This window comes from Vogesella amnigena (assembly GCF_042648905.1).
GTDB lineage: Bacteria > Pseudomonadota > Gammaproteobacteria > Burkholderiales > Chromobacteriaceae > Vogesella > Vogesella amnigena.
Map to the genome: position 1 here is coordinate 1 of NZ_JBHRYH010000016.1, position 13,000 is coordinate 13,000.

The 13,000-nt window shown below is 65.8% G+C and carries 12 protein-coding genes and 1 tRNA gene; 9 read left to right on the forward strand and 4 right to left on the reverse strand.

Translation table 11 applies throughout. The features are described 5' to 3' along the window. The 4 genes from ACFOKJ_RS07025 to ACFOKJ_RS07040 form a co-directional block, all read left to right on the forward strand. A partial coding sequence (locus ACFOKJ_RS07025; RefSeq protein WP_390276564.1) for an FAD-dependent oxidoreductase occupies positions 1–235 on the forward strand: 235 nt, incomplete at its 5' end. A 90-nt stretch (positions 236–325) separates the two neighbouring features. Further along, positions 326–622: a sarcosine oxidase subunit delta gene (locus tag ACFOKJ_RS07030; protein WP_390277859.1), complete on the forward strand. Its 297-nt coding sequence runs from the start codon at positions 326–328 to the stop codon at positions 620–622. Continuing rightward, positions 619–3,639: a sarcosine oxidase subunit alpha family protein gene (locus ACFOKJ_RS07035; protein ID WP_390277861.1), complete on the forward strand. Its 3,021-nt coding sequence runs from the start codon at positions 619–621 to the stop codon at positions 3,637–3,639. Before ACFOKJ_RS07030 ends, ACFOKJ_RS07035 begins: the two co-directional genes overlap by 4 nt. Further along, a complete protein-coding gene (locus ACFOKJ_RS07040; protein WP_390277863.1) occupies positions 3,632–4,312 on the forward strand; it encodes a sarcosine oxidase subunit gamma in 681 nt (226 codons plus the stop codon). The genes ACFOKJ_RS07035 and ACFOKJ_RS07040 overlap by 8 nt, the downstream gene beginning before the upstream one ends. A 240-nt stretch (positions 4,313–4,552) precedes the next feature. On the opposite strand, the gene ACFOKJ_RS07045 is transcribed toward ACFOKJ_RS07040, so the two are convergent. The 4 genes from ACFOKJ_RS07045 to ACFOKJ_RS07060 all read right to left on the reverse strand — a co-directional run bounded on the left by ACFOKJ_RS07045 (position 4,553) and on the right by ACFOKJ_RS07060 (position 8,297). Next, positions 4,553–4,792 carry a CBU_0592 family membrane protein gene (locus tag ACFOKJ_RS07045; protein WP_390277865.1) on the reverse strand — a complete coding sequence of 80 codons (240 nt, stop codon included), beginning with the start codon at positions 4,790–4,792 and terminating at the stop codon, positions 4,553–4,555. A gap of 366 nt (positions 4,793–5,158) precedes the next feature. After that, positions 5,159–5,245: transfer RNA gene (locus ACFOKJ_RS07050), tRNA-Leu, on the reverse strand. A 77-nt stretch (positions 5,246–5,322) separates the two neighbouring features. Further along, complete coding sequence (locus tag ACFOKJ_RS07055; RefSeq protein ID WP_390277867.1) at positions 5,323–6,606, reverse strand: acetyl-CoA C-acetyltransferase; 1,284 nt, start codon at positions 6,604–6,606, stop codon at positions 5,323–5,325. A gap of 110 nt (positions 6,607–6,716) precedes the next feature. After that, complete coding sequence (locus tag ACFOKJ_RS07060; protein WP_390277955.1) at positions 6,717–8,297, reverse strand: sensor domain-containing diguanylate cyclase; 1,581 nt, start codon at positions 8,295–8,297, stop codon at positions 6,717–6,719. 274 nt (positions 8,298–8,571) lie between these two features. Here ACFOKJ_RS07060 and ACFOKJ_RS07065 point away from each other — a divergent pair, with 274 nt between their 5' ends. Genes ACFOKJ_RS07065 through ACFOKJ_RS07085 form a run of 5 tightly spaced genes read left to right on the forward strand, consistent with a single transcriptional unit; the run spans position 8,572 to position 12,980 of the window. Continuing rightward, positions 8,572–9,999, forward strand: a complete 1,428-nt coding sequence (locus ACFOKJ_RS07065) for a circularly permuted type 2 ATP-grasp protein (protein ID WP_390277868.1) — start codon at positions 8,572–8,574, stop codon at positions 9,997–9,999. Positions 10,000–10,001: 2 nt separating this feature from the next. After that, positions 10,002–10,925, forward strand: a complete 924-nt coding sequence (locus tag ACFOKJ_RS07070) for an alpha-E domain-containing protein (protein WP_390277870.1) — start codon at positions 10,002–10,004, stop codon at positions 10,923–10,925. Continuing rightward, entirely contained in the window at positions 10,922–11,431 is a 510-nt protein-coding gene (locus ACFOKJ_RS07075; RefSeq protein ID WP_390277872.1) for an arsinothricin resistance N-acetyltransferase ArsN1 family B, read from the forward strand. The genes ACFOKJ_RS07070 and ACFOKJ_RS07075 overlap by 4 nt, the downstream gene beginning before the upstream one ends. Before the next feature lie 11 nt (positions 11,432–11,442). Continuing rightward, positions 11,443–12,237 (forward strand): transglutaminase family protein, encoded by a 795-nt coding sequence (locus ACFOKJ_RS07080; RefSeq protein ID WP_390277874.1) that lies wholly within the window; start codon positions 11,443–11,445, stop codon positions 12,235–12,237. Further along, the gene (locus tag ACFOKJ_RS07085) at positions 12,234–12,980 is read left to right on the forward strand and encodes a peptidase (RefSeq protein ID WP_390277877.1); all 747 of its coding nucleotides are present in this window, start codon (positions 12,234–12,236) and stop codon (positions 12,978–12,980) included. Before ACFOKJ_RS07080 ends, ACFOKJ_RS07085 begins: the two co-directional genes overlap by 4 nt. Positions 12,981–13,000: the final 20 nt, after the last annotated feature.

Consider the following 13,000-nt stretch of genomic DNA (forward strand, 5'->3'; position numbering starts at 1 on the left):
TGTGGACGTGGCGCCGGATGCCTGCCCGATCATCGGCAAGTCGCCGGTGAAGGGGCTGTACTTCAACTGTGGTTGGGGTACCGGTGGCTTCAAGGCCACGCCGGGCTCGGGTCACGTGTTCGCCCACACCATCGCCAACGATGCGCCGCACCCGCTGAACGCCGCCTTTGCGCTGGACCGCTTCAGCACCGGCCATCTGATTGACGAGCACGGCGCCGCCGGCGTAGCCCACTAAGAGCGGCCCGCGCGGCCACTCCGGCGCCTATGCGGCCAACCTTGGTCGCCCCGCCGGATCTGGCCGAGCCAGCCTGACGAGGAGAATCCGATGTTCCAGCTTCACTGTCCGCACTGCGGGGCGACCCGCGAGGAAGAAGAATTCAGCTATGCCGGCGAGGCCTATATCGCCCGCCCGGCCAACCCGGAAGAGGCCAGCGATGCCGAATGGGGTGACTACCTGTTCATGCGCAAGAACACCCGCGGCTGGTTCTGGGAGCAATGGCAGCACACCGCCGGCTGCCGCAAGGTGTTTGTCGTCAAGCGTCACACCGCCAGTTATCAGATTGCCGGCAGCTGGACGCTGGCAGAAGGCAAAACGCAGTACCTGAAGGAGAGCGAAGCATGAGCGCCTACCGTGTCCACCGCAACAGCCAGCGCATCGATAGCCAGTCGCCGCTCCAGTTCACCTTTGACGGCAAGCGCCTGCAGGGTTTCGCCGGCGATACCCTGGCCTCGGCGCTGATCGCCAACGGCGTCAAGCTGATCGGCCGCAGCTTCAAGTACGGCCGCCCGCGCGGCATCATCGGCCACGGCTCGGAAGAGCCGAACGCGCTGATCCAGCTGGAAACCGGCGCCTACACCGTGCCGGACCTGAAAGCCACCCAGGTGGAGCTGTATAACGGCCTGTCCGCCACCACCACTACCGGCTTCCCGTCGCTGCACTTCGACCTGAAGGGCCTGGCTGGTACCTTCAGCCGCTTCATGCCGCCCGGCTTCTACTACAAGACCTTCATGGGCCCGGTGAAAGCCGCCTGGCCGATGTACGAGAAGCTGATCCGCATGGCAGCCGGCTATGGCCGCGCGCCGGTGGAAGCCGACCCGGAATACTACGACCACCTGCACCACCACGTAGACGTGCTGGTGGTGGGCGGCGGTGCCTGCGGCCTGTGGGCCGCCACCCTGGCCGGCCGCGCCGGTCTCAAGACCCTGCTGGTAGACGAACAGAACGAAGCCGGCGGCTGGATGCTGTCCGACGCCAGCGCCCGTATCGACGGCAAGCCAGCGATGCAGTGGGTGAACGAGCGCCTGGCCGAGCTGGATAGCCTGGGCAACGTCACGGTACTGACCCGCACCACCGCCTTCGCGCTGCACGAACAGAACCTGGTGCAGGCACTGGAACTGTGCCAGGACCACCTGCCGATTGGCAGCCGCAACCCGGGCCAGCCGCGTCAGCGCCTGCACAAGATCCGCGCCCACCACGTGGTGCTGGCCGCCGGCGCCATCGAGCGCCCGCTGGTCTACGGCAACAACGACCGCCCGGGGGTGATGACCGCCGCCGCCGGCCAGACCTACCTCAACCGCTACGGCGTGGCCGTTGGCCGCAACGTGCTGCTGATGACGCACAACGACGCCGCCTACGACGCCGCCCGCGATCTGGCCGAAGCCGGCAGCCGCGTGACACTGATCGACACCCGTCTGCGCGGTGCCGCCGACTGGCGCCAGCAGCAGGCCAAACAGGCCGGCGTGGAGCTGATGCTGGGCTACGGCATTGCCCAGGTACACGGCAAGACCGCCGTCAGCGGCGCGCAGCTGGTACAGCTGGACCCGTTCACCAACACCGTGCGTGGCAAGGGCCCGCGCCTGTCGGCCGACAGCATCCTGTCCTCCGGCGGCCTGACCTCCACCGTGCACCTGTTCTGCCACAACACCGGCCGCCCGTACTGGAAAGAGGACAGTCTGTCCTTCGTGGTACCGGACGAAGGCCGCCAGGGCATCAGCTGTGCCGGCGCCATCACCGGCCGCTGGGAACTGTCCACCGCGCTGGCGCAGACCCATGCCGCCACCAGCGCCATGCTGGCCGGCTTCGGCCGCAGCACCCACGGCGACTGCCCGCAGGGCGACGAGCACGAGGTGGCCGCCACCCGCCGCCTGTTCCGCGTGCCGGACGGCCTGGCCGAAGGCCACGGCGCCAAGGCGTTTGTCGACTTCCAGAACGACGTCTCCGCCGCCGACATCCACCTGGCGGTGCGCGAGAACTACCGCTCCATCGAACACGTGAAGCGCTACACCGCGCTGGGCTTCGGTACCGACCAGGGCAAGCTGTCCAACGTCAACGGCTTTGCCATCGCCGCCGAGGCACTGGGCAAACCGATCTCCGCCGTGGGCACCACCACCTACCGCCCGGCCTACACCCCGGTAACCTTCGGCGCGCTGGCCGGCAGCCACAAGGCCGACACCTTCGAGCCGCGCCGCTACACCGCCATGCAGTCCTCGCACCTCAAGCGTGGCGCGCTGTTCGAGACCGTCGGCCAGTGGATGCGCCCGTGGTACTTCCCCCAGGGCAAGGAAACGATGCACCAGGCGGTGGACCGCGAATGTCTGGCCACCCGTAACAGCGTGGGGGTGATGGATGCCTCCACCCTGGGCAAGATCGACGTGAAAGGCCCGGACGCGCGCGAGTTCCTCAACCGCATCTACTCCAACGCCTGGAGCAAGCTGGACCCGGGCAAGTGCCGCTACGGCCTGATGCTGGACGAGAACGGCATGGTGATGGACGACGGCGTGACCGCCTGCATCGCCGACGACCACTTCCACATGACCACCACCACCGGCGGCGCCGCCCGCGTGCTGAACTGGCTGGAGCGCTGGCACCAGACCGAGTGGCCGGAGCTGAAGGTGCGCTTCACCTCCACCACCGACCACTGGAGCACCACCGCGGTAGTGGGGCCGAAGAGCCGTGCCGTGCTGCAGAAACTGTGCAGCGACATCGACCTGTCGGCCGAGAACTTCAAGTTCATGGACTGGCGCGAAGGCACCGTGGCCGGCGTCCCGGCCAAGGTGTTCCGCATCTCCTTCTCCGGTGAACTGGCGTACGAGATCAACGTCGACGCCTGCTACGGTCACTACATCTGGGAACAGGTGATGGCGGCGGGCGAAGAATTCGGCATCACCCCGTACGGCACCGAAACCATGCACGTACTGCGGGCCGAGAAGGGCTTCATCATCGTCGGCCAGGATACCGATGGCTCGATGACACCGATGGATCTGGCCATGGGCTGGGCAGTGGGCATGAAGAAGCCGTTCAGCTTCCTCGGCAAACGCTCGCTGAGCCGCTCCGACACCGTGCGCAGCGACCGCAAGCAGCTGGTGGGCCTCTATACCGAAGACCCGAAAGTGGTGCTGACCGAAGGCGCGCAGATCCTGTCCACGCCGGACGCCACCCCGCCAGCCAATATGCAGGGCCATGTCACCTCCAGCTACCACAGCGCCTTCCTCGGCCGCTCCATTGCCATGGCAGTGCTGAAGGGTGGCAGCCAGCGCAGCGGCGACACCGTGTATGTGTGGGCGCAGGGCAAGATGCACCCGGCCAAAGTGGTTTCCTCCGTATTCGTCGATCAAGAAGGGGTGCGTCAACATGCCTAACTTCCAACCCTACCTGCAGTCCCCGCTGGTGAACTTCAACCTGCCGGCGGAGACCGTGCCGGCCGACAACAGCCAGCAAGTGCGTGCCAACGAACTGCCGCTGCTGGGCTACATCGCGATTCGCGGCGAACTGGCGGATGCCGCCATTGCCGCCGCCATCGTCAGTGTGACCGGTGCCAGCGTACCGGCGGCCGGGCAGTTCAGCAGCGGCGAAGGCGGCGTGCTGGTCTGGGTATCGCCGGACGAGCTGCTGCTGGTCACCCGCCGTGCCGAACTGGGCGCACGGTTGGCCGCATTCGAGACCGCGTTCAATGGCCTGTTCGCCCACGCGGTGGACAACAGCGGCGGGCTGAGCTGCGTGTCGCTGTCCGGAGCCGAGCACGTCACCGTGCTGCGCCACATGGGGGTGTACGACTTCGAATCGCTGGCCGTGGGCCAGGCGGTGAGCACGGTGCTGGGCAAGGCTGGCGGCACGGTGCTGCGGCTGGAGGACGACGGCGTGTTCCTGATCATCCGCCGCAGCTTTGCCGACTACCTGTGGCTGCTGCTGCGCAAGGTAGCCAAGCCGTACCGCTTTGCGGTGGCGCAGCTGCCGCCGTTGTCGAAGAACGCGCTGCTGCAACTGCTGGACCCGAAGACCGTCGCCACCAGCAGCAAGAAAGTGCCAGCCTGACCCCGGCCGTACCAGCCACGGTGTATCGGTGGCCGGTAACGGCAGGCAACAGGCGCCATGACAGCCTTGCGGCCAACATGGCCTTCACGCCCGGCCAGCGCTGGCAGTTCGCAGCGCTGGCCGGGCGTTGCTATTGCCAACACAGGCTGCCGCCCAGCGGGCAACGGGGCCCGGAGCAGCAAAAATGCCGCTCACTCGCCATAGTGAACGGCATCAGGCGGCACAGGATTGTTTGCGACGCTAGGCAGTGCGATTACCAGGGCACATGCCCACCAGGGTAAACAGCAGCCAGAAGGCCTGCGACACGAATGCGGCCAGATTGAAATCAAAGGACAGGGAGTACAGGCTGCAGACACAGCCGGCAATATTCAGGCAGGCATAACTTTTCGCCGTCATCTGCAGCTTGCGCAACTGCACCAGTGCATAGGCAATGACATAGCACGCGGAGCCAAACAGCCCAACCAATACATGTAGTTCCATGGCTTTCTAACGGGGCAGCGCAAAAAACCTCCTGCTTTCGAGGCGCCCTGCGCGCATTACTGGCAACAATATTCGCAGGTTTGCCAGCGATGGCAATGCGAACCTCCCCACGACATACAAACAGACAAGAATCTGCTCAAGAATCGGCGCTGCCGGACATGGCAGCGAAACCAGTATTCCGCGCCAGTTCAGGCATGGCAATACGGCACAAGACGTAGTTCTTGCGACCAGTCGCCATGCATCACAGCCAGCACAGCCGGAAGGTATCGATTTGCGTGAATACTGCGCCCGCCAGGACGCAAAAAACCCGCAGAGCCTTGCGCCATGCGGGTTTTTTACAACTGCATACTTCACTGTCTGTCGCTGTGGTGCCCCGGGCCGGGGTCGAACCGGCACAACCGTAAGGTCGAGGGATTTTAAGTCCCTTGTGTCTACCAATTTCACCACCGGGGCAGTGAGACAGGGGGGCGATTCTAGCCGAAATGCCCGCTGCCCGCCAGCCACCTGCGGCGGCGACCAGCCCGGCGGAGTCAACGCTGCAGAATCGCCGTCACGCCCTGGCCGCCGGCGGCGCAGATGGAGATCAGGCCGCGGCCGCTACCCTTTTCCGCCAGCAGCTTGGCCAGCGTGGCCACTACCCGGCCGCCGGTGGCGGCAAACGGGTGGCCGGCGGCGATCGAGCTGCCGGCCACATTCAGCCGGCTGCGGTCGATGCTGCCCAGCGCCGCCGGCAGGCCCAGCCGCTCGCGGCAGAATTCGGCGGATTCCCAGGCAGCCAGCGTGCACAGCACTACGGCGGCAAAGGCTTCGTGGATTTCGTAGAAGTCGAAATCCTGCAAGCTCAGGCCGTGTTTCTGCAGCATGCGCGGCACGGCGTAGGCCGGCGCCATCAGCAGCCCCTCGCGTTCATCGACAAAATCCACCGCTGCGGTTTCGCCGGCCACCAGCCAGGCCAGCACCGGCAGGCCGTTGGCCGCCGCCCATTCTTCGCTGGCCAGCAGTACGGCCGAAGCGCCATCAGTAAGCGGCGAGGCATTGGCCGCGGTGATGGTGCCTTGCTGACGATCGAAAGCGGCCGGCAGGCTGGACATTTTCTCCAGCGAGCTGTCGGCACGCAGATTGTTGTCGCGCTGCAGACCGTGGTACGGCATCACCAGATCGTCGAAGAAACCGCGCGCGTAGGCGGCGGCCAGGTTGCGGTGGCTGGCCAGTGCCAGCTCGTCCTGCGCCTGGCGGCTGATACCGTAGCGTTGCGCGGTGATTTCGGCATGCTGCCCCATGGATTTGCCAGTGCGCGGTTCGGCATTGGCCGGCAACTCCGGCAACAGATGCGCCGGCTTGAGAGCGCGTAGCAGGTGCTTGAGCCGCTGGCCGCCGCTGCGCGCGGCGTTCAGGTCCATCAGCGCCCGCTGCAGGCCACGATGCGCCGCTACCGGGGCATCGGAGGTGGTATCACTGCCGCAGGCGATGCCGGCATCGATCTGGCCGAGGGCGATCTTGTTGGCTACCAGGATCGCCGCTTCCAGCCCGGTGCCGCAGGCCTGCTGTACATCGTAGGCAGGGGTCGCCGGATGCAGGCCGGACGACAGCACGCATTCGCGTACCAGGTTCCAGTCGCGGGCATGTTTCATCACCGCCCCCCCCACCACCTCGCCCAGCAGCTTGCCGTGCAGGCCGTATTTGTCCACCAGCCCTTTCAGGGTGTCGGTGAGCATGGTCTGGTTGGAAAGCTGGGCATAGGCAGTGCCGGAACGGGCAAAGGGAATGCGGTTGGCCCCGACGATGGCCACCCTGCGGGGAGTTGCGGTAAGCATGTGTGTACGCCTCGTGTTGTCTGTGCTGTACCTGCATTAGGCAGCAGGCTATCAACACAGTTAAACATTCGTTTGAATTTTACACAAGCATGCTTGCCACCAGCACTGCCTCAGGCCGGTTGTGGCTGAAAGCAGCGCCAGCCATTGCGCCCGGCGGCCTTGGCCTGGTACAGCGCGGCGTCTGCCTGCTGCAGCAGCAGGTCCTCGCTGCACCCGCCATCATTGGCAAGACTGATGCCGGCAGAAAAACTCAGCCCACTCAACTCTCCATCGTGGCTCTGCAGGCGGATGCCCGCATAGGCGGCCTGCAATTTGCGCAACAGTGCCGCCACCTGCTCGGCATTGCGCTGCGGCAGCACTAGGCAGAATTCCTCGCCACCATAGCGGGCCGCAATGTCCTCCGGCTGCAGCAGGCCGATGAACAGCGCGCTGAACTGTTTCAATACGGCATCGCCCACGGCGTGGCCGTGCTGATCATTCACTGCCTTGAAATGGTCCAGGTCGATCAGCACCAGGTGCAGTGGCTGCTGCTGGCGCTCGGCGCGCTGCAGCTGCTGCGGCAGGCGCTGGTGCAGGTAGCGGCGGTTGTACAGCCCGGTCAGCGGGTCGCGGCTGGCCTGCTCGCGCAGTTGCGTCTGCAGCTGCTCCACTTCGGCCATGCGTGCGGCCAACTCCAGGTTGAGTTGATGCAGGGCATTGCGCGCCACCTCCGCCTCCCCCTGGCGGCGCAGCGCCAGGTCGCGCTCGTAGGCGACCCTATCCGCCGCCAGCTTCAGCTGCAGCGTGCGCTGGTGGAAAAAGCGGTAGCCCAGAAATACCAGCGCGAACAGCAGCACCGACATCACCCAGTACACCGACAAGGCGGAATCGCGGTACAGCATGGCGCGTTGCTGCCAGGCGCCGGAGCTGTCGCCGCCCAGCGTCATCACGCTGCGATCGGCCAGCAGGAAGGATAGCCACAGAAACGCCAGCACCCCGGCCAGCGACGCCAGCGCTACCAGCAAGCCCCAGCGCGTAGCCTGCGGCTGTGGGGCCGGCTGCGGCCAGTGCCGCTGCCGCCAGCGCTGCAGTCGGGACGTGCACAGCAGCAGCAAGGGGCCGCAGCTGACCACCGTCTGCAGGAAATTGCCGCTCCACCAGCCCTGCCACACCTGGAACGCCCCCATGGCCGACAGCTGGTTGGTATAACTCCAGATAAACGAGCCGGTAGCGCTGGAGACGCCGGAAATGAAACAGACCGAAATGAAGAACAGCAGCGAGGACAGCGAGGACGGCACGTAGCGCACATTCACGTGCTGGTACACCAGTGCCAATACCAGCAAGCCCAGCGGATTGGCGCAGGAGAACAGCAGCGCCCAGCCCGGTGACAGGCCGGAGAGTATGGCCACGGTCAGAGTGGACAGGTAGGCCAGCGGCGCGCCCCAGGCATAGCCGAACCACAGTACCCACAGCGTGCTGATGGTCAGCGGCGGGTAGATGCTGAGCACGAAGCTCAGCTCGCCCAGGCGGGCATTGAAGCCGTACCAGCCGCCATACAGCTGCACCATGGCCAGCCACAGACAGGCAGCCAGCGATAGCAGCCAGCCCATCAGCAGATGCCAGCGTGCCGGGCCGGTAGCCGCGGTGTGCCACGCAGACAAGGGCAACGGCTGGTAGACGCCATCCGTGCGCTGGGTCTTGTCATCTGGCATCACTACGGTTTTCCCTGAAAACATGTCTTGCGTTTCGATAATTAGATTTGATCAATATACGTTGCGCCCAACTGTGGCGACAAGCTGTCTCACCGGACAAGTCCCTGCTCCAGTCAGGGGCATGCTGCACCAGCATGACGCCCGTATTGCGGCAGCCCGTGCGCATGCCTTATTTCGGGGCAAAATCCCGCCAGCTTGAATGTTTTTTTGTTGCCGCCCACTGGCACAGGCCTTGCTGAACTGTTGCTGACAATGAACAGCAGGAGAACGCGCCATGCATGCCCTGACCTTGCCCGAAGCGCACCATTACGACGAAATGCTGCTCGCCAGCGGCGGCATCCGCCCGCATTACCGCGACTTTGCCCACTGGCTGCACTCGCAGTCGCCGCAGACCCTGGCCCGCAAGCGCGCCGAAGCCGACCTGATGTTCCACCGCGTCGGCATCACCTTCGCCGTGTACGGCGACGATTCCGGCGCCGAGCGACTGATTCCCTTCGACAGCGTGCCGCGCATCATTCCCGCCAGCGAATGGCGCACGCTGGAGGCCGGCATGCGCCAGCGCGTTACCGCGCTGAATGCTTTCCTGCACGACATCTACCACGAGCAGCACATCGTAAAGGCCGGCATCATCCCGGCCGAGCAGGTGTTCTCCAACAGCCAGTACCAGCCGGCGATGCAGGGGCTGGACCTGCCGCACCGCATCTATGCGCACATCACCGGCGTGGACGTGATCCGCCACAACGACGGCAACTTCTACGTGCTGGAAGACAATCTGCGCGTGCCCTCCGGCGTGTCCTACATGCTGGAAAACCGCAAGATGATGATGCGGCTGTTCCCGGAGCTGTTCGCCAGCCACGCGGTGGCGCCGGTGCAGCACTACCCCACCCTGCTGCTGAACACCCTGCGCCACGCCAGCCTGGCGGAAAACCCCACCGTGGTGGTGCTCACCCCCGGCCACCACAACAGTGCCTATTTCGAGCACGCCTTCCTGGCGCAGCAGATGGGCGTGGAGCTGGTGGAAGGCCAGGACCTGTTCGTGAAGCACAACCGCGTGTACATGCGCACCACCGCCGGCCACAAGCAGGTGGACGTGATCTACCGCCGCATCGACGACGCCTTCCTCGACCCGCTGGCCTTCCGCGCCGACAGCATGCTGGGCGTGCCGGGGCTGTTGTCGGTGTACCGCAGCGGCGGCGTGATCCTGGCCAATGCCATCGGCACCGGCGTGGCGGACGACAAGTCCATCTACCCCTATGTACCGGACATGATCCGCTTCTATCTGAGCGAGGAGCCGCTGCTGCAGAACGTGCCCACCTGGATGTGCCGCCGCCCGGCGGAGCTGGACCACGTACTCAACAACCTGGCCGAGCTGGTGGTGAAGGAAGTCCACGGCGCCGGTGGCTACGGCATGCTGATCGGCCCGGCCGCCAGCAGCGCCGAGATCGAGGACTTCCGCCAGCGCATTCTTGCCGACCCGGCCAACTACATTGCACAGCCCACGCTGTGCCTGTCGTCCTGCCCCACCTTCGTGGAAGCCGGCATTGCGCCGCGCCACATCGACCTGCGCCCCTTTGTCCTCTCTGGCCGCGAGATCAGCATGGTGGCCGGCGGGCTGACCCGCGTGGCACTCAAGGAAGGCTCGCTAGTGGTGAACTCGTCCCAGGGCGGCGGCACCAAGGACACCTGGATACTGGAGGACTGATCATGATGCTCTCGCGCACCGCTTCCCAGCTGTACTGGATGAGCCGCTACATGGAGCGCGCCGAAAACCTGGCGCGCCTGCTGGACGTGACCCACAGCCTGTCGCTGCTGCCGCAATCCCGCGGCGGCGCCGACATTGCCGCCGCGCTGGCCACCACCGGCGCGCTGGACGCCTGCCGCGCCCGCCACCCGCAGCTTGCCGCCGCAGACGTGCTGCACTTCATGACCTTCGATGCGGCCAACCCGGCCAGCATCATCAGCTGCCTGAAATACGCCCGCGAAAACGCCCACGCCGTGCGCGGCAAGATCACCGGCGAGATGTGGGAGAACATCAACGCCAGCTGGCTGGAGGCACGGCTGATGGCTGCCGAAGGCCGCCCGCTGGCTGGCTTCTTCGACTGGGTGAAGGAGCGCTCGCACCTGTTTCGCGGCACCACCTACGGCACCATTCAGCGCAATGACGCGTTTTCCTTCATTCGCCTGGGCACCTTCCTGGAGCGCGCCGACAACACCGCGCGGCTGATCGACGTGAAATCGCACCTGGTGGGCCATGAGCTGGACGACAGCGCGGCGGATTTCTACCTGTGGGGCGCGTTGTTGCGCTCGCTGGGCGCCTTCGAGGCCTACCATGAGCTGTACCGCGACAGCCTCAGCGCACGGCGCGTGGCCGAGCTGCTGATCCTGCGCCCGGACGTGCCTCGCTCGCTGCGCGCCTGCGTGGACGAAATCGCCGAACTGCTGCCGCGCATCCAGGGCGATACCGGCCACCGCGCCAAGCGATTGGCCGCCACCCTGCATGCCGAGCTGTGCTACGACCAGATCGACAGCATTCTCGCCGGCGGGCTGCACGCCTACCTGGCGCAGTTTCTCAGCCAGATCCACGCACTGGGCGATGCGGTGCACGGCGCCTATCTGGAGGCAGCATGAGCGAATTGATCATCCGCGAGGCGACCCCGGTCGATGCCGCCGCCATCTGCGCCATCTACAACCCCTACATCGAGTACACCACCATTTCCTTCGAGGAGAAGCCAGTGAGCGTGGCCGACATGGCCGAGCGCATCGCCAGTACCCAGGCACAGGGTCTGCCGTGGCTGGTGGCCGAAGCCGAGGACGGTGAGCTGTTCGGCTACGCCTACGCCAGCCGCTGGCGTGCGCGGCCGGCCTACCGCCACAGCGTGGAAGCCAGCATCTACCTGCGCCAGGCCACTGTGGGCCAGGGCCTGGGCAAGCTGCTGTACCGCGAACTGCTGCAACGGCTCACCGCACTTGGCCTGCGCACGGTAATCGGCGGCGTGGCGCAACCCAACCCGGCCAGCGATGCGCTGCACCGCGCGCTGGGCTTCAAGCAAGTCGCCAACTTTGAGCAGGTTGGCCGCAAGTTCGGACGCTGGCTGGACGTAGCCTACTGGCAACTTTCACTGACCGCTATCTAGCAGGGGGCAATATGCAACTCACCATCGATCACGAAACCGTGTACCGCTACGACGCCACTGTCAGCCACAGCACCCAGTACCTGCGGTTGACCCCGCCGCAAAGCAGCCACCAGCGCATCATCAGCTGGCAGCTGGAACTGCCGGTGGCGGCCAGCGAAAGTACCGACGCCTACGGCAATATCCTGCACGTGCTCACCCTGGACACCCCGCACAGCGAGATCCGCCTGCGCGCCCACGGCGTGGTGGAAACCAGCGACGACTGGGCGGCGGAAGCCGAGATGCTGCCGCCGCCGGTATTCCTGCGCGGTAGCACGCTGACCGAACCGGACGATGCCATCCGCGCGCTGGCGACCAGCCATGCCGCCGCCATTGCCGCCGACGCGGAGGCCGGCCTGGCCGCGCTGATGCTGGCCGTGGCCGACGCCATGCCCTACACCGGCGGCGTCACCCAGGCGGAGACCAGCGCCAGCGCGGCGCTGGCGCTGGGTGCCGGCGTGTGTCAGGACCACAGCCATGTGTTCATCGCCGCCTGCCGCAGCCTGGGGCTGCCGGCCCGCTATGTCAGCGGCTACCTGCTGAGCGACCGCGATACCCACGTGGCCAGCCACGCCTGGGCCGAAGTGCATGCCGGCGGCCGCTGGCTGGGCTTCGACATCAGCAACCGCATGCGCCCGGACCGCCACCACCTGAAGCTGGCGGTGGGGCTGGACTACACCGATGCCAGCCCGGTACGCGGCGTGCGCCGTGGCGGCGGCAGCGAGGCGCTGCAGGCGCATGCGCGGGTAACGGAGGCGGATCAGCAATGACTTACTGCGTAGGCATGGTGCTGGACGAGGGGCTGATCTTCGCCTCGGATTCGCGCACCAACGCGGGGGTGGACCATGTGGCCACCTTCCGCAAGATGAACGTGATCGCAGTGCCGGGCGAGCGGCAGATCGTGCTGCTGAACGCCGGCAACCTGGCCACCACCCAGAGCGTGGTGAGCCTGCTGAAAAGCCGGCTCAGCCACGATGCGGCCAACCTGCACACGGTAAGCAGCCTGTACCAGGCGGCGGAGCTGGTGGGCAAGACGGTGCGCGAGGTGATCGCGCGCGACGACAACGGCCAGACCCAGAGCCAGGGCGTGGACTACAGCTGCAGCTTTCTGCTGGGCGGGCAGATCAAGGGCGAGCCGCCACGGCTGTTCCAGGTCTACCCGCAGGGCAATTTCATCGAGGCCACGCCGGACACGCCCTATTTGCAGATCGGCGAAGCCAAATACGGCAAGCCCATCCTCGACCGGGTGATACGCCACGACACGCCGCTGGCGCAGGCGATCAAGTGCACGCTGATCTCCTTCGATTCCACCATCCGCTCCAACCTGTCGGTTGGGCTGCCCATTGATCTGTTGTGGCAGCAGCGCGATAACTTTGACTTCGCGCCGCGCCACCGCGTGACCGAGGACGACCCCTACTTCCAGACCCTGCGCCAGGGCTGGGGCGAGGGCCTGCGCAGCGTGTTTGGCCAGCTGCCGGATGCGCTGTGGTTCAAGGAGGGCGACGGCGGCTAGCTGCCATGGCGGGGCCAGCA

Coding starts and splice junctions, on each gene's coding strand:
- ACFOKJ_RS07085 (WP_390277877.1), top strand. CDS start 12,234: ATGACTTACTGCGTAGGCATGGTGCTGGACGAGGGGCTGATCTTCGCC.
- ACFOKJ_RS07065 (WP_390277868.1), top strand. CDS start 8,572: ATGCATGCCCTGACCTTGCCCGAAGCGCACCATTACGACGAAATGCTG.
- ACFOKJ_RS07075 (WP_390277872.1), top strand. CDS start 10,922: ATGAGCGAATTGATCATCCGCGAGGCGACCCCGGTCGATGCCGCCGCC.
- ACFOKJ_RS07030 (WP_390277859.1), top strand. CDS start 326: ATGTTCCAGCTTCACTGTCCGCACTGCGGGGCGACCCGCGAGGAAGAA.
- ACFOKJ_RS07055 (WP_390277867.1), bottom strand. CDS start 6,606: ATGCTTACCGCAACTCCCCGCAGGGTGGCCATCGTCGGGGCCAACCGC.
- ACFOKJ_RS07070 (WP_390277870.1), top strand. CDS start 10,002: ATGATGCTCTCGCGCACCGCTTCCCAGCTGTACTGGATGAGCCGCTAC.
- ACFOKJ_RS07045 (WP_390277865.1), bottom strand. CDS start 4,792: ATGGAACTACATGTATTGGTTGGGCTGTTTGGCTCCGCGTGCTATGTC.
- ACFOKJ_RS07035 (WP_390277861.1), top strand. CDS start 619: ATGAGCGCCTACCGTGTCCACCGCAACAGCCAGCGCATCGATAGCCAG.
- ACFOKJ_RS07040 (WP_390277863.1), top strand. CDS start 3,632: ATGCCTAACTTCCAACCCTACCTGCAGTCCCCGCTGGTGAACTTCAAC.
- ACFOKJ_RS07060 (WP_390277955.1), bottom strand. CDS start 8,297: ATGCCAGATGACAAGACCCAGCGCACGGATGGCGTCTACCAGCCGTTG.
- ACFOKJ_RS07080 (WP_390277874.1), top strand. CDS start 11,443: ATGCAACTCACCATCGATCACGAAACCGTGTACCGCTACGACGCCACT.